General features: G+C 66.3%; 10 protein-coding genes. 8 read left to right on the top strand and 2 right to left on the bottom strand.

Translation table 11 applies throughout. The features are described from left to right. Positions 1-71: 71 nt before the first annotated feature. The 8 genes from pilM (at position 72) to FRC96_RS13815 (ending at position 10,833) form a co-directional block, all read left to right on the top strand. Entirely contained in the window at positions 72-1,811 is a 1,740-nt protein-coding gene (gene pilM / locus FRC96_RS13850) for a pilus assembly protein PilM (protein WP_146975169.1), read from the top strand. Positions 1,812-1,827: 16 nt separating this feature from the next. After that, on the top strand, positions 1,828-2,442 hold the full coding sequence (locus FRC96_RS13845; RefSeq protein ID WP_146975168.1) for a hypothetical protein: 615 nt from the start codon (positions 1,828-1,830) through the stop codon (positions 2,440-2,442). Next, entirely contained in the window at positions 2,442-3,494 is a 1,053-nt protein-coding gene (gspN, locus tag FRC96_RS13840) for a type II secretion system protein GspN (RefSeq protein ID WP_146975166.1), read from the top strand. The genes FRC96_RS13845 and gspN overlap by 1 nt, the downstream gene beginning before the upstream one ends. 147 nt (positions 3,495-3,641) lie before the next feature. Continuing rightward, a complete protein-coding gene (gene uvrA / locus FRC96_RS13835; protein ID WP_146975164.1) occupies positions 3,642-6,527 on the top strand; it encodes an excinuclease ABC subunit UvrA in 2,886 nt (961 codons plus the stop codon). A 49-nt stretch (positions 6,528-6,576) separates the two neighbouring features. Next, a complete protein-coding gene (gene mnmD / locus FRC96_RS13830) occupies positions 6,577-7,299 on the top strand; it encodes a tRNA (5-methylaminomethyl-2-thiouridine)(34)-methyltransferase MnmD (protein WP_230470247.1) in 723 nt (240 codons plus the stop codon). Then, positions 7,296-8,435 carry an NAD(P)/FAD-dependent oxidoreductase gene (locus tag FRC96_RS13825; RefSeq protein ID WP_230470246.1) on the top strand — a complete coding sequence of 380 codons (1,140 nt, stop codon included), beginning with the start codon at positions 7,296-7,298 and terminating at the stop codon, positions 8,433-8,435. The genes mnmD and FRC96_RS13825 overlap by 4 nt, the downstream gene beginning before the upstream one ends. Positions 8,436-8,602: 167 nt before the next feature. Further along, positions 8,603-10,276, top strand: a complete 1,674-nt coding sequence (locus FRC96_RS13820; RefSeq protein WP_146975158.1) for a serine/threonine-protein kinase — start codon at positions 8,603-8,605, stop codon at positions 10,274-10,276. Further along, positions 10,276-10,833 (top strand): gamma carbonic anhydrase family protein, encoded by a 558-nt coding sequence (locus FRC96_RS13815; protein ID WP_146975157.1) that lies wholly within the window; start codon positions 10,276-10,278, stop codon positions 10,831-10,833. Before FRC96_RS13820 ends, FRC96_RS13815 begins: the two co-directional genes overlap by 1 nt. 85 nt (positions 10,834-10,918) lie before the next feature. Here FRC96_RS13815 and FRC96_RS13810 read toward each other — a convergent pair whose 3' ends face one another. Both FRC96_RS13810 and mutS read right to left on the bottom strand, forming a co-directional pair. Next, positions 10,919-12,715: a hypothetical protein gene (locus tag FRC96_RS13810; RefSeq protein WP_146975155.1), complete on the bottom strand. Its 1,797-nt coding sequence runs from the start codon at positions 12,713-12,715 to the stop codon at positions 10,919-10,921. 98 nt (positions 12,716-12,813) lie between these two features. Continuing rightward, positions 12,814-15,534 carry a DNA mismatch repair protein MutS gene (mutS, locus tag FRC96_RS13805; RefSeq protein ID WP_146975153.1) on the bottom strand — a complete coding sequence of 907 codons (2,721 nt, stop codon included), beginning with the start codon at positions 15,532-15,534 and terminating at the stop codon, positions 12,814-12,816. Positions 15,535-16,057: the final 523 nt, after the last annotated feature.

Below are 16,057 nucleotides of genomic sequence, written 5' to 3'. Positions count from 1 at the left end.
GGGGACACGATTTCATAAGGTGAAACGAGGCCCTGACGCCGCAGGCGTCGGGGCTTTCGGGAGATGCATAGATGGCGAATCGAATTGTAGGACTGGATATTGGAGCGTGGGCGATCAAGGCGGTCGCCCTCGATACGCTTCAGCGTCCGGTGGAGGTTGTGGGCTTTGCCGAGGTGCGCCTGGCGGATCTCGACGAGGTGGCCCAGACCCCGGCGCCGGTGGAAGAGGCCGCGCTCGAAGAGGTGGAAGGCTCGGACGCCGGTGAGGCTGACGGTGCCGCTGAAGAGGCCGAGGATGAGGCGGCCGATGGCGGGGATTTTGAAGACGCGATCGAGGCGGAAGAGCGCGCCGAGCAGGTGGTGCGCGAGCCCTGGGTGCGCGGGATCGAGCAGCTGATCGCGCAGGGCTTCTTTGAGGGCGTCAGCCGCGTGGTGGCGACGATGCCCCATGGCGAGGCGATGACGCTGCGGCTGGGCGTGCCCTTTGAGGGCAAGGCTCAGGTGGCGTCTGTGTTGCCCCACCTGTTGATGGGGAGCCTGCCGATGCCCCTGCAGCGGGTGACCTATGACTTTGAGGTGATGCCGGGCAAGGGCGAGGAGCCCTTCGACGCGCTGGTCGGCTTTGTGGAGAGTGAGCGCCTGGCCGGGCTGCTCGGGTCGATGCAGGCCGTGGGCGTGGACCCGGCGATGGTAGGCATCTCGGAGCTGGCGCTGCGCCAGGCGGCCGAGCGCGCGATGATGCTGCAGAGCGAGAGCTTTGCGGTCATCGACTTCGGCCATGCGCATACCCGTCTGTTGATTCAGGAGGGCGCCCGCACGGTGGTGGCGCGGGGCATCAAGCAGGGAAGCCAGGCGCTGAGTGAGGCGCTGGCCGAGAGCTTTAACTTGAGTCTGGATGATGCTGACCGGTTGAAGGTTCAGCGCGCGCGCCTGGATGTGGGTGCCGATGAGCCCGACCAGGCCGTGGCGCGCGTGGGGCAGGTGGCCCGCGAGGTGCTCGGGCCGCTGGTGCGCGATCTTCGCCGAACCTTTCAGTCGGCGTACGCGCGCGACCGGGTGCAGGTGGAGACGATCTTTATTTGCGGCGGCGGCAGCCGACTTCAGGGGCTTAAGCCTTATCTGGAGCGGGAGTTTGGCGTGGCGGTGATGCCGCTGAGCGTGGAGCTTGCGGTGGCCGATGAGGCCGCGGTGGGCTTCGGCGCGCGCCAGCCCGAGGCGATGGTCGCCCTGGGCGCCGCGCTGATGAGCGTGCGTGAGAAGGGGCAGGCCGAGCCGGTGAATCTTCGTCAGGGGCCTTTTGAGTTCCGCGGCAAATCGAGCTACGTGCGGGCGCAGCTGGTGCGGTTGGGGATCGCCGCCGCAGCGCTTGTGGTGTTGGGGCTGGGCGTGCTCTTGATGCAGCGGCTTGACCAGAGCGCGCAGCTCGACGCGATGAAAGAGGCCACCGCCGAGCAGACCCAGGCGCTCTTCGGAGAGCGCCTGACCTCTCCGGCGGCCATTCGCGCGCGCCTGGGTGGGGCCGCCGGCCCGGAGCGCGGGTTTGTGCCGCTGAAGAGCGCCTATGAGCTGCTCAGCCTGGTGACCGAGGGCACCGCCGATGTGGAGGAGCTGCAGCTTGACCGCATCGACATCGACACCGACCGCCAGCTCATTCAGATGGTGGGTGTGACCGATTCGCCGCAGTCGGTCGACCAGATCGCCGCCTCGCTGGAGCGTCAGGAGTGTCTGACCGACGCGCGTAAAGAGAAGGTGACGGTGCAGGGCGATAACCGCGTCCAGTTTGAGATTCACGTGACCAGCGACTGCTCGTAAGGGCCAGGAAAGATCGATGAGTGAAGAAACAAACGAAGGCCAGAAGAAAGGTCTGGCCGAGACGATCGCCGGGCTCTCCGATCGCGAACGCAAGCTCTTAGGGCTGATGTTGGCGACCTTTGTGGTGCTGGGGATCTTTGTGACGGTGATGCTGGTGCAGCGCTCCCTGGACACCATTGAGGCGGAGACGGCGACCTATGAGGACGTGCTCAACCTGCTGGCGACGGCCGGGCCGGATTATCTGGCGCAGGAGGCCGGCGGGGCAGTCGATCCGCGGGTGGAGCGTTTTAGCGAAGAGGTGCTCGATAACAACACCGTTCAGCTGACAAGCCTGGTGGCCACGCACGCCACCGCGGCCAACATCTCGGTGTCGAGCTACGATGAGGATCAGAGCGCGATCGGTAGCGCGCGGGGCGATGACGGGGGGCCGATCATTGTGGAGCGACTGTTGCGGGTGGACATACGTCGCGCGGAGATGAACGCGCTGGTCGACCTGCTCGACCGGATTGAGAAGAGCGATGACCCGGTGATCATCAAGCGTATCGACGTGCGCTCGGTCGGCGGTGAGGGGCAGGTTCGCGCGCAGCTGGTGGTCTCGACCTACCAGCGCCGTGCGCAGGAGGAGAGCTGATGCGAGAGCGATTGTCCGAGTTGTGGGAGCGCCCCTCGTTCCGCGTGCTGGCCTATGTGGTCTTTGCGGTGGCGATGTTTGGCCTCTTTCTGGTGCTGACCTTCCCGGAGCGGCGCGTGCGCCAGATCGTGACGGTGCAGCTGGAGAAGGCGCTGGGGCATCAGTACGAGGTCTCGATCGCCGAGCTGGGTCTGTGGCGTCTGACCGGCGCGCAGCTCGAAGGGGTGCAGCTCAAGGAGCGCGTGCCGGCCTCCGAGCTCATCGGCGCCGAAGGGGGGCTTGCGCAGCAGATCTATGTGGAGCGGATCTCGGCGCGCTTTGCGCCCCTGGGCAGCCTTTTGCGCCGGGGCGCCACGGTAAACTACCAGGTGGATATCGGCGGCGGGGTCTTGAGCGGCAGCTACACCCATGGCAGTGAGCGGCGGCTTGTGAGTGTGCACAGCGATGATGTGGATCTGCGCGAGTCGACCTTAATTGCGTCGTTTCTGGGGATCCCGGTCTTCGGGCAGCTCGACACCGACGTGGAGCTGGAGCTTCACCCGACGCGCCCGCTGCTGACCGGCGGGGAGATCGCGTTGACCGGGCGGCAGTTTACTGTCGGGCCGACGGTGCTGCGCACCGAGAGCCTGCCGGTGGATCTGGAAGTGCCCATGACCAACTTCGGCAACATCGTGGTGCGCGCGCATGTGGAGAGTCCGGAGGGCGGGGGCACGCCGCGCCTTGTGATCGACGAGTTTGAGACGCGTGGCCGCGACATCAACACCGAGTTCTGGGGGCATGTGGATCTGGGGGCGCAGATGGGCAACAGCCGCCCGCGCCTGGAGATGCGCCTGCAGGTCAACGAGGAGTACGTCACCGCCAACAGCCTGGGGGTGGTCTTCAACATGACGGAGTTCCGCAACGGGCGTCACCAGGACTGGTACGGGTTTACGCTGGGTGGCACGTTTAACGACATCGCGTTTCGGGGCGCGGCGACCGCCGCCCGGGGGCCGAGTGAGGCTCAAGAGCCCGCCGCCGATGGCGAGGCCGAGGCCGCCGAAGACGAGGGTTGATGCGGCGATGGCGCTCCAGTGTGTTTGAGGAATTCGCACCCGGAGCGCGGCGTTGCTCGCCAGGTACCACCCGCGTCCTCTGAATATCTGGTCGGCGCGATGACGCACTCCCCCCACACCCCGTAGTCCCCCCGCGAAGTAGGTGTTATGGAGCAGTCCGCATCTTCGGGCTTAAAGCTGCCCCTGATCCGTCGTGACCAAAAAGAGATCGCGGTTAACGGCGCTCGTGAACATAACCTCAAAAACCTCGATCTGACGCTGCCGAAGCGCCGGCTGGTGGTCTTTACCGGCCCCAGCGGCTCGGGCAAGTCGTCGATGGCCTTCGATACGCTCTACGCGGAGGGGCGTCGGCGTTATGTGGAGAGCCTCTCGACCTACGCGCGCCAGTTTCTGGGGCAGATCGAGAAGCCGGACTTTGATCAAATCACCGGGTTGAGCCCGACGATCTCGATCGAGCAGAAGACCACCGGAAGCAACCCGCGCTCGACAGTCGGCACGATCACCGAGGTGCACGATCACCTGCGCGTGCTCTGGGCGCGTCTTGGCGAGCAGCGCTGCCACAGGTGCGATGAGCCGGTGAGCGCGACGAGCGCCCAGGCCATCGCCGCGCAGCTTCTGGAGCTTCCGCGGGGCACAAAGTTCATGCTGCTCGCCCCGCTGGTGCGCAACCGTAAGGGGGAGTACCGCGAGCTCTTTGATGCGCTGCGCAAACAGGGCTTTGTGCGGGCGCGCGTCGACGGTGAGTTTGTGGAGCTGGAGGGGCTGGAGAAGCTCAAGAAGAGCTACCGCCACGATATCGACGTGGTGGTCGACAGGCTGATCGCCAAGCCGGAGGCTGCCTCGCGCATTCAGGAGAGCGTGGACCGGGCGGTGCATGTGGGTGAGGGCAAGTGCCTGGCGCTGGCACCCGAGGGGCAGGAGGTTGCGTGGAAGGAGCGGCTCTTCAGCACCGAGCGCAGCTGCCCGAGCTGCGGGACGGCGTTTCCGGAGCTGACTCACCAGAGTTTTTCGTTCAACAGCCCGCTGGGGATGTGTCGCGGGTGCCAGGGCATCGGGTCGACGCCTCAGGTGGACCGCGGGCTGCTGGTGATCGACGACTCCAAGAGCCTCTCGGAAGGGGTGATCGAAGCGATCGGGCCCGAGCCTGTTCCCGGCGGTCGGAAGTGGCGCTGGCATGCGGAGGTGGCCGACTTCTGGATGGACCTGGCGGTGAGCGCGAAGGCCCGAAAGATCGACCTGGAGAAGCCCTGGGCCAAACTCAGCGAGGCGCAGCGTCGCTTCGTGTTGGAGGGGCCGGACGATACCGCGAAGGGCTACAAGGGCTTTAAGGGCGTTGTGGGCTTTGTGGAGCGTGCCTACGAGCACGCGTCGAGCAAGGGGGCGCGCGACTTCTTTGGCGAGTTTATGGGGGAGCAGACCTGCCCGACGTGTCAGGGGCGCAGGCTGCGTCCGGAGAGTCGGGCAGTGTTTTTCCGCGACGAGTCGCTGGCGGAGATCAACGAGCTGGATATCGACCAGGCGCGCGCGTTTTTTGAGGGGATTGAGCTCAAAGATCGCGAGGCGTTGATCGCCGAGGAGCTTCTTGGCGAGATTCGCCGCCGGTTGCGATTTTTGCAGGACGTGGGGCTCTCGTACCTGACGCTCAACCGCCCGGCGGGGAGCCTGTCGGGGGGGGAGAGCCAGCGGATTCGCCTGGCGAGCCAGCTTGGGAGCGAGCTCAGCGGGGTGCTCTATGTGCTCGATGAGCCGAGCATCGGCTTGCATCAGCGCGACCATAACCGGCTGCTCAGCACGCTGGAGGAGCTTCGCGACGCGGGCAACTCCGTGATCGTGGTCGAGCATGACCGCGAGACGATGGAGCGCGCCGACCTGGTGGTGGACTTTGGTCCCGGCGCCGGCCGTCTGGGCGGCGAGATCGTGGCGGTGGGCACCCCGGAGGAGATCCGTCGCACCGAGGGCAGTGTCACCGGCGACTACCTCTCGGGCCGAAAGAAGCTCGGGTGGCCCGAGCGGCGTCGGGAGCCCGGTGAGGGCATCTGGATTCGCGGGGCGCGGGAGAACAACCTCAAAGATGTCGACGTGCACATTCCCTCGCGCGCGTTTGTGTGTGTGACGGGGGTGTCGGGGGCGGGCAAGAGCACGCTGGTCAACGACATCCTCTTTCCGGCGATTGCACGAAAGGTGTATTTCAAGCACCGCTCGGTGGGGGAGCACGAGAGCATCGAGGGGTTGGATCGCTACGATAAGGTCATCGAGATCGACCAGAGCCCCATCGGGCGTACGCCGCGCAGCAATCCGGCGACTTACACCAAGGTCTTTGATCATATCCGCGGCTTCTTTGCGGAGCTGCCCGAGTCGAAGATGTACGGCTTTGAGGCCGGGCGTTTCTCGTTCAACGTCACCGGCGGGCGCTGTGAGGCGTGTTCGGGGGCGGGTGTGAACCGGGTGGAGATGAGTTTTCTGGCGGATGTGTACGTGCCCTGCAACCTGTGCCTGGGCAAACGTTTTAACGCCTCAACCCTGCGCGTGCGCTACCGGGGGCACTCGATCGCTGACGTGCTGGAGATGACGATCGCCGAGGCGGCGGAGCTCTTTGAGGCCCACCCGAAGATCCGTCGTATCCTGCAGACGTTGCTCGATGTGGGGCTCGATTATATGAAGCTCGGGCAGGCCTCACCGACCCTCTCGGGTGGCGAAGCGCAGCGGGTGAAGTTGAGCCGGGAGCTCGCCAAGATCGCCACCGGCGACACCCTTTACATTCTCGATGAGCCGAGCACGGGGCTGCATTTTGAGGATATTCGCAAGCTGCTCAAGGTCGTCGATCAGCTGGTCGATGCGGGCAACACGGTGGTGATGATCGAGCATAACACCGACATCATCGCGTATGCCGACCACGTGATCGATGTGGGCCCGGAGGGCGGTGTCGAGGGCGGGCAGATCGTGGCGCAGGGCACCCCGGAGGAGGTCGCAAAGGTCAAGGGCTCGTACACGGGCAAGTTTCTGGCGGAGCTCTTCGATGAGGCGGCGCGCTGATCTTTTTGATTCGGGTAGTCCAATGAAATCAAAGGGTTATGGTGGGGGTGTGGCCCCCGAAGTGGAGGTCTTTGAGACCTCCGATGGCTCAATGACCCTGGTGGATGTGGCGCGCGGGGTGCATTACCGCTCGCGCCACGGGGCGGTGCAGGAGTCGCGGCATGTCTTTGTGGAGGGGAGCGGTCTTGTCGGCCGCGCGGGTACCTGGCGGGTGCTGGAGCTGGGCTTTGGCGCCGCGGTGAACCTTGTGGAGACGGTGCGGGCGTTTCGCGAGAGCGAGGCGGCCACGCGCCTTGTGTATCACACGGTGGACTGGCGGCCGGTGGGGCCCGAGGCGCTCACGTTTCATGAGGGGGAGGGCGGGGAGCTCGCCAGGGCGGCAGCGGCAGCGGCGCAGGGACGTGCTGGCGAAGCGGTGCGGGTCATGTCTGACGATGGGTGCATCGAGGTGGTGCTGCACGCGATGGCCTGGGAGGAGGTTCGGCTCGGGGAGGAAGAGCGGGTCGACGCGGTCTACCATGACCCTTTTGCCAAAGAGGTGAACCCGGAGGCATGGACCATGGCGAGTTTTGCGTGGTCGCTGGCGAGCGCGGCGCCGCACGGCCGGCTCGCGACGTATTCGGCGGCCACGGCGGTGCGTAAGGCGATGGAGGAGGCCGGCTGGATGGTGTGGCGGGCGAAGGGGCCGGGGCGAAAGCGGGAGATGACCGTGGCGACGCGCTCCGACGAGCCGCTGGAGCTGCCGGGCTCAAAACGCTGGGGGCAGGGGTGAGTGAGGCGGAGCGACACGGACCTGAAGCCGCGATCGCGGTCGTAGGCGGCGGGCTCGCCGGCCTCTCGCTCATCGACGCGCTCCTGGCGCGGGGTGTGTCACCCGAAGATCTGCTGCTGATCGATGGCGGTGATCCGCATCGGGGATCCCACGCGCCGGCCACGGTGTTGCACCCCTTTGCCGGGCGCACGATGGGGCCGGGTAAGGCGCACTGGCAGGCGTTTCTGAAAAGCTGGGAGACGCTCAAGCGCTGGTGTGAGCGCGAGCATGAGCCGCTGTGGCGGTCGGCGCCGATGATGCGCCTGCTGGAGGGAGATAAGCTCAGCACAAAGCTCGAAGCGAGCTGGGAGGAGGGGCGCGCGCGTTATCCCGAGATCGTAGAGAGCTGGCGAGTTGAGGGGGAAGCGAGCCGTCGGCTTTTGCCGGGCTGGCAGGGCGGTCCGGCGCTTGTGTATGAGCCGGCCGCGGCGGTGGATTTGCCCGGGCTGTGCGGGGCGCTCTTAAAGCGCGCGCAGTCGCGGGGCGTGCGGGTGGTGCAGGGGGAGGTTGCGGATCTTCGGGGAGGTGAGGAGGGCTGGGCCATCGGCCTTGCAGGCGGAGCGCCGGCGCTGCGGGCTGCCCGGGTGGTGCTGGCCACCGGTGCGGCGCTGGGCACGCTGCTTGGTGAGGCCGATCTTCGGGAGCGGCCCGGGGAGGTGGGGGTGTGGGAGGCGGTCGGTCCGCTGGAAGATCTCAACGTGATGATCAACAGCGCCGCCAACATCTTTGAGCGCCCCGATGGGCGAGTGGGCGTGGGCTCCACGTACCTGAAGCGCGAAGGCTGGCAGGAGCGCGAAGACGATGAGGCCGATGCGGAGCTTCGCGAGAAGATGAACGCGGCGCTGGGCGGCGCCGACCCCGGGCGCGCGCTGCAGATCTGGCGCGGCGTGCGCGGCATCTACGGCAGCGATCATCGCCCGCTTGTGGGGCCGGTGGCCGGCGAGAGCGCGCTTTTTGTGATGGCCGGTTTTGGCTCCAAAGGGCTGACCTGGGCGCCGGCGATGGGGCAGGTGCTGGCGGCGCATCTTCTGGAGGGGGCAGCGATCTGGGAGGTGGTCGACGCGCGGCGTGCCCGGCGGATGCGCCTTCGGCGTTGAGCTCCGGGCTCCCCGCACTCATGCCCTAACCTCCACCTTGCGCGCCTTCTTCGGGCTGCGTTAAGCTCCCCGCGATTGGCCTACCAGCATGCGGCGTCGAGGCGATGGCACTCAGGCGCGGCAGATACTGTGGCGCGCGAGAGCGGCGCCCGAACTTCGGGAGCACTATGAGCGGTGATAAGACGCTAACGCTGAGCGATATCCTCGACGATCTGGTGCTCGTCATGGGGACCGTCGCCGAGCAGGTCGCCTTGAGCGGGAGCGCGAGCTACGACGCGATCTCCGGGGAGGTCGGGCGCAGCCTGAGCCTGCATCTTCTGAGCTATGTCCGTTTCCTGGAGCAGAGCGGGCGAATGACCTACGACCGCATCAGCGACCAGCTGCGGGTGACGCCCGACGGGGACGCCGCGCTGGATGCGCCTTCGACGATGCGCGAGCAGGCCGCGCAGGCTTTTGCCGAGCATATCGAGGAGGACGAGGTCGCCGACGAGAGCCCCGCGCGCGATACGCTCGGTGCTGATGATGAGGTGGCCGACGTCTTTGCCGATGTCTTCAACGAGGTCGATGAGGCGTTTTCGGCGCCTGCCGACGAGCCGGCAGCCGAAGCGCCGGCGCCTGTGTTTGAGCCCCAACCCGAGAGCACCTTTGAGGCGGCCCCGTCCGCCAGCGAGCCCAACATGAGCACGACGACCAGCGAATACGGTGGAGGATCAGTGAGTCAGGCCTACGAGCGACACGAAGAGCTGGGTAGTGGCGGTATTGGCACGGTCTATCGCGGCGAGCAGACGCGCCTGAAGCGGCAGGTGGCGATTAAGGAGGTCCGCGAGATCTTCAATGTGTTTGCCGGCGTGCAGCGCGGCGACATCCTGCGGCGCTTTGAGAAGATCGTGCAGACGCAGGCGTCGTTGATGCACCCCAATATCGTGCAGATCGTCGATGTGGTCACCGACGGGGAGTACCCCTTCGTGGTCATGCAGCTCGCCCCGGGCGGCAACCTGCGTCGACTCATTGAGGTCGATGAGCGCCCGCCGCTGGCCGTGGCGCTCAAGTATTTTTTCCAGATTCTGCACGCGCTCAACGCCGCCCACGACCAGGGGGTGGTGCACGGCTCGCTTAAGCCCGAAAACGTGGTGCTCGACCACAGCGGCAACGCGCTTCTGACCGACTTCGGCATCAGCCGGGTTGTGGAGCGCGAGGGCGGCCGTGGCAACCAGGTTTATGTGGGCGTGGGCACCGTGGCGTACATGAGCCCGGAGCAGTTCCAGGACCCGAACCTGGCGACGGTGCGCAGCGACATCTACTCGCTGGGCATCATGTTCTACGAGATGCTCACCGGCAAAGTGCCCGGGCGCCGCTCTCCGATGCCTTCGAGCTTTTTCCCGGACATCCCGCGCGCGCTCGACGATATTTTCGATCATATGTCGATGGACCGCGAAGAAGACCGCTACGAGCGTGTCGATCAGATCATCGCCGATCTCTATGCGGCGGAAGATGTGATGTCGATTCTCGACAAGCGCAGCGGGGTGCTCTTTTTGCGCGATCCGCTCACCCACGGCGAAGTCGGCATTGAGGGCGTGGCCGCGCAGCCTGCGGTCGAAGCGCCCGCAGCCATGTCGATGGGCGGTGGGCTGAGCGAGGCGATCAGCGACGCGATCGACGAGGAGGTCGTGGGGCTCTCGGAGGACTCTTCGAGCGTGGGTGAGGAAGATTCCAGCGTGTCGGAGGAGTTTGAGATCCCCGAGGATGAGGCCGACTCCGAGGTGGAGGAGGTTGCCGCCGAGGGCGATGACGATGTGCTCGGCAAGCTCGATAAATACGGCGCGCTCTTTGAGGAGGACTGATGACTGCACCCAGACTGCTGGACTTTGAGGGGACCTTTCCGCGGCTGGACTCCGGGGTATTTGTGGCAGCCGGGGCCAAAGTCATCGGGGAGGTGCAAGTGGGGGCGGAGTCCAGCGTCTGGTACAACGCGGTGGTGCGCGGAGACGTCTGCCCGATCACGATCGGGGAGCGCACCAACATTCAGGATCTCTCGATGGTGCATGTGACCAGCGGGCAGTTCCCCACCGTCATCGGCGATGACGTGACGGTGGGGCACCGCGCGATCGTGCATGGCTGCACCATCGGCAACCGTGTGCTGGTGGGGATGGGCGCGATTGTGCTCGACGGGGCGGTGATCGAAGACGAGTGCATCATCGCCGCCGGGGCGCTGGTGACCCCGGGAACGCACGTGCCCGCAGGCTCCATGGTCATGGGTGCGCCGGGCAAGGTGGTGCGCGCATTGAGCCCGGCGGAGCGCGCCGATCTTCTACGCTCGGCGGCCCACTACGTGCAGATGGCCAGGCGCCACGGGGGCCCCACCACTCAGATGGGTGGCATCGGTACTATCACGCCCTGAGCCAACGTTGACGGTCACCCTTGCCTCACGGCGTCCGGGGTATGCCCTGACGCCTTTTCGGGTAATAGGGCTAAGTGTTTGAAATTCAGGGGGATTTTGGCGTGGGGATGAGCCCCAGGCGGTTGCCGACCTGCAGGATCTTGAAGCCGTCGATGCTGTCGAAGCCGGTGGAGGCGCGGCATTGCGGGTGGTTGCTCAAGAGATAGCGCTCGAAGCGGTGGTTCTGAGGCTGCCAGTTTTTGACATGGGGGATGCGCTCGAAGCCGCGGGAGACGGTGTCGCAGCCTTCGAGAAAGCCCGAGCAGCTCTGGGTGTCGATCTCTTCGATCTCGCAGAGGTCGTAGCCCTCGACCTGGTCGAGGTTGGCCAGGTAGACGCGGCTCGACGCCGCCACGCGCGAGGTGGCGGTGGCCTCTTCGCGGCGCAGCTGCACGTCGCCGATGTAGGGGGAGGGCGCGCGCGGGTCGACAAAGGCGATGCCGGCGCGGTGGTCGCGCTGGCGGGGGCGGTCGTGGCGCATCTGCCAGCCAACAGCCCAGAGCGAGGCGTCGACGACGTTGAGCGGCAAGAGCGAGAAGTCGCGGAAGAGGGGCCGGTCACCGGAGGGCTCAAAGGGGCATTGGTTGAGGTCCTGCTCGAAGATCTCGAAGCTCTGGGTGATGCGCCACATCTCGCCGTCTTCGGGGCGCAGGTTGGCCCAGACGAGCTGGGTGGTGGCGCTCTCGGCGCAGCCGCCGGAGGTCGGTACGCTGCCGCAGAGGACCAGGGCGACGCGGTTGTTGCGGCCGCGGTCTTCGTAGACCTCGACAAGCCACATCTCACGGTCGGCGCCGGTGCAGATCTCGGGCAGGGGTTCTTTGTCGACGACCTGGCCTGCGACCTGACGTAGATCTTCGAGGACCTTCCAGTGCTGGGGGATGTATTCAAAGGGCTGAAAGCTCCAGCCCTGCTCGGAGCGACGCCAGGCCCCCAGCGCATCAAAGCGGGGCGGGCCCTGGGTGGGGGCCACCCGCGGGAGCAGCCCGCCGGTTTCATAGATGGCAAAGCGGGGGGCGTCGTCGCGGGTCTGCGGCAGCATGCTCAGCTGCTTCTCGTGGCGCGTGGCGGCCGGATCGTCGGTGTCGAGGAGATCGATGCGAAAGGCGATCTCGTTGAGCGGCATGGTGGTGATGTAGGGGAGCGCTTCGAGCGCCAGGGCGGCCTCGATCACGTAGCCCCCCTGGGTGGGGCGCGTGCTGGCGAGGGCTGCGCCCTCGGGAAGCGGGGTGGAGGAGCGGTAGTTGGCCAGCTGGCCGAAGGCGTTGATGGCGATGGCGGCGTCGGCGCGCATGTCGAGCGCGCGGCGCATGCTCTCGGGGAGCGAGCTTAAGAGGGTGTCGAGCTGGGGGTCGCGCAGCGAGATGACGACGCCGTCGAGGAGATCCTGGGGGTGGGAGTCGACGATCGTATCGTCGCGGACCTCGATCCAGACGTAGACGAAGCCCTCGTCGGCGTCGATGGTCGCGCGGAAGCTGGCGTCGTCGGGGCCGCTCCAGCGGGTGGTGCCCTCGACGACGTTCTGGCGCGCATCAAAGGTGCGCAGCGCGCCTAAGTCCCAGCCGTCGGGCTGCGCGTCGATGGTGCGCCCGGGTTGGGCGTCGGCCTCCGGGACCATGTAGAGCTCCTCGGGGCCTTCAGCGGGGCGCTCCACGGCTCGGCGAGGGGCGTTGGTGGGGGCGTCGAGGATGTCGGTCTTCTGGCGCTCGGACTCGGCCATGGCGAAGGGGTCGACGGCGACTTTTTGAGAGGAGCCGCAGGCGGCCAACGCCAGCGCGGCACCCAGGGTCAGGAGGGCGCGGCGGTCGCAGGGGAGGTTCAACGAGCGAAAGATCGAGGGGGTCATCATCGGGCCCGGGGCATCGTAGCGGGGTCAGATCGTCAGGTAGGGGCGACTCTAGCAGTCGGCGCGCCGTAGGTTCAACGCCCTCAGGCCTCGCGTCTTCAAGCGTCGCGCAGGCGGGCGATGAGCGCGTGCAGGGTGTTGAGCGCCTGGATCGGGGTGAGCGCGTCAGGGTTGAGCTCGGCGAGCTGGTCGAGCACATCGCGCTCCTCGGGGGCCATGGCGGCGCCGGCGGCGGCGAAGAGCGTGAGCTGGTTGGGGTTGTGGCGGCGCGTGGGCTCGGGGGTGGCGCCCGGGGTGCGCCCGGGGGTGGGGAGCCCCATCTCGTCAAACTGGCCTGCCTCGAGGTTCTCGAGCACGCGGGTGGCGCGCTCGACCACTGCCGGGGGGAGCCCTGCCAGGCGGCCGACCTGCACGCCGTAGGAGCGGTTGGCCTGCCCCTCGACGAGCTTGCGCAAGAAGATGATGTCCTCCTGCCACTCTTTGACGGCGACGCTTAAGTTGACCACCCCGTCGAGGGTGCGGGTGAGTTCGGTGAGCTCGTGGTAGTGGGTGGCGAACATGGTGCGCGCGCCGATGACGTCATGCAGGTGCTCGGCCACCGCCCAGGCGATCGAGAGGCCATCGAAGGTGGCGGTGCCGCGGCCGATCTCGTCGAGGATGATCAGCGAGCGCTCGGTGGCGTTGTTGAGGATATGCGCCGTCTCGGTCATCTCGACCATGAAGGTGGACTGGCCGCGGGCCAGGTTGTCGCTGGCGCCGACGCGGCTAAAGAGCTTGTCGACCACGCCGATGCGCGCGCTTTTTGCGGGCACGAAGCTGCCCATCTGCGCGAGCAGCGTGATCAGGGCCACCTGACGGATGATCGTCGATTTGCCGGCCATGTTGGGGCCGGTGATGATCAGCAGGCGGCCCGCGGCGCTGTCGATGGTGACCGAGTTGGGCACAAAGCGCTCGCCAGCAGCGAGCGTCGTCTCGACGACCGGGTGGCGGCCGTCTTCGATCTGCAGCAGGGTGCCCTCATCGAGGGTGGGGCGCACATAATCGCGGCGCTGCGCGAGCTCGGCCAGGCCACCGAGCACGTCCAGGTCGGCCAGCCCGTCGGCGCTGTGCAGGAGGCGGCCCAGGTGTTCGCCGACCTCCCGGCGCAGGGCTTCAAAGAGCTGGTATTCGAGCGATTTGCGGCGCTCATCGGCACCCAGGATGCGCTCCTCCTGCTCTTTGAGCTCGGGCACGAAGTAGCGCTCGGCGTTGGCCAGGGTCTGCTTGCGGATGTAGCGCTCGGGCACCAGGTCGAGGTTCGCGCGGGTGACCTCGATGTAATAGCCAAAGACCTTGTTGAACTTGACCTTGAGGCTGGAGATGCCGGTGCGTTCGCGCTCCTCGCGCTCAAAGCGCAGCATCCAGTCTTTGCCGTTATGCGAGAGGTCGAGGAGCTCGTCGAGCTCCGGGTGGTAGCCCATCTTAAAGAGGCCGCCCTCAGTGAGCTGGGTGGGGGGCTCGTCGGTCAGCGCGCGTTCGATATGCGCGCAGAGGTCGGCGCAGGGGTCCAGGCCATCGGCCAGGCGCTGCAGCAGGGCGGGGGCCTCCGGGGGAAAGAGCGCGCTGATGCCCGGGATCAGCGCCAGCGTGCCCTGCAGGCTCTTTAAGTCGCGGGCGTTAGCCGTGCCGGCGCTCACCCGGCCGCAGAGGCGCTCAATATCGTAGACCTCGTCGAGGGCCTGGCGCAGGTCGGCGCGCAGCGCGGGTTTTTTGACCAGGTATTCGACCGCGTCGAGGCGCTCGGTGATGCGCGCCGGGTCGATCAGCGGGTAGTTCAGCCAGTGGCGAAGCCGGCGGCCGCCCATCGCCGTCATCGTGCGGTCGATGATGCTCAGGAGGCTTCCCGAGCGCTTGCCGCCCATCAGCGTCTGGGTCAGCTCGAGGTTGGCCTTGGTGGACTCGTCGATCACCAGAAAGGATTGCGCGCGGTAAGGGCTCAGCCGCTGAATGACCGAGCTCACCCCGCGCTGGGTGTCGATCAGGTAGTTGAGCAACGCGCTGATGGCGCCCTCGATGAGCGTCGGGGTCATGAAGCCGAAGTCGCGGGCGCTTTTAAAGAAGCCCTCGACCTGCTCGGCGCTCAGGAAGTAGCCGTCGGTGCTCAGGTCGTCGGCCAGGCGCACCCCGTCGCCCTGGCGGGCGCGCAGGCCGTCGGGCTCAAAATACTCCGGGTCGCGGGGGCGCAGAAAGACCTTGCCCAGGCGCTCGGCGTGGGGCTCCAGGAGCGCGAGGCCCGCCTCGCTGAGCAGAAGCTCCCGGGCCTCGGCGCGATCGAGCTCCGAGAGCAGCTCGCTCAACCCTTTGAGCTCGGTGGCCCGAAAGTCCCCGGTGGTCACGTCGAGGTAGGCAAGGCCCACCACCGAGTCGGCTGTGGGTTGGTCGGGAAAATAGGCCGCCGCCAGGTAATTGGGGGCGCGGGCATCGAGGTTCTCGGTGTCGTGCTGGACCCCGGGGGTGACCACGCGCACCACGTCGCGTTTGACGATGCCGTCGGCGTCTTTCGGGTCCTGGATCTGCTCGCAGATCGCCACCGAGAAGCCCTTCTCGATGAGCTGCGTGATATAGGTCTGCGAGGAGTGATACGGCATGCCCGCCATCGGCACTGCGTCCTCGCCCTTGCTGCGCGCGGTCAGCGTGAGGCCCACCTCGCGGGAGACGACCTGGGCGTCTTCGAAAAACATCTCGTAAAAATCGCCCAGCCTGAAGAACAGGATCGCGTCGGGGTAGCGGGCTTTGACGTCGAGATATTGTTGCAGCATCGGCGTCAGCTTCATCGACATACTCGAATCAAGGGGGAAATCGCGGGGGGATCCAACGGCGCGGCACCATAGCAAGGGCGTTGGTGAAGTCACAACCCGGGTGCGTGGTGATCGTGGGGGATTGAGGCGATGTTGGGGGATTCGTGAGGGTCGTTTTGGGTTCGAGTTTTGTGGTTATGTGGTTGTGGGGCGTTGGGGTGCGCGATGTGGGGAGATTTGTGGTTGGGTGGTTGTGGGGCGTTGGGGTGCGCGATGTTGGGGGATTCGTGAGGGCGTTGGGGGCGCGCGTATGGGGCGAAATCCGTTAAAGTCGCGCGCGAAGGCATCGTCGATGCCGCCGGATTGGATTCTGGCAGACGAAAACCGATGGCATGTCGCAAAATACCACGCTCAGGTGGGGAGCGAGGTGATGGATTGTGCCAGATTGTCGCGTTTTAGGAGCATCGGGGCGATCGCCGCTCGGGCCAGGAAAGGGCCGAACCGGAGCCCATGGGATGCGATCTGCGCAAAAAAGGCCGCCCTACTCCCGAAAAGGAGCGGGCGG

Source organism: Lujinxingia vulgaris, from assembly GCF_007997005.1.
Classification (GTDB): Bacteria; Myxococcota_A; Bradymonadia; order Bradymonadales; family Bradymonadaceae; genus Lujinxingia.
Note: the sequence above shows the minus strand (reverse complement) of the source record. Positions and strands in the feature narration are given on the sequence as shown.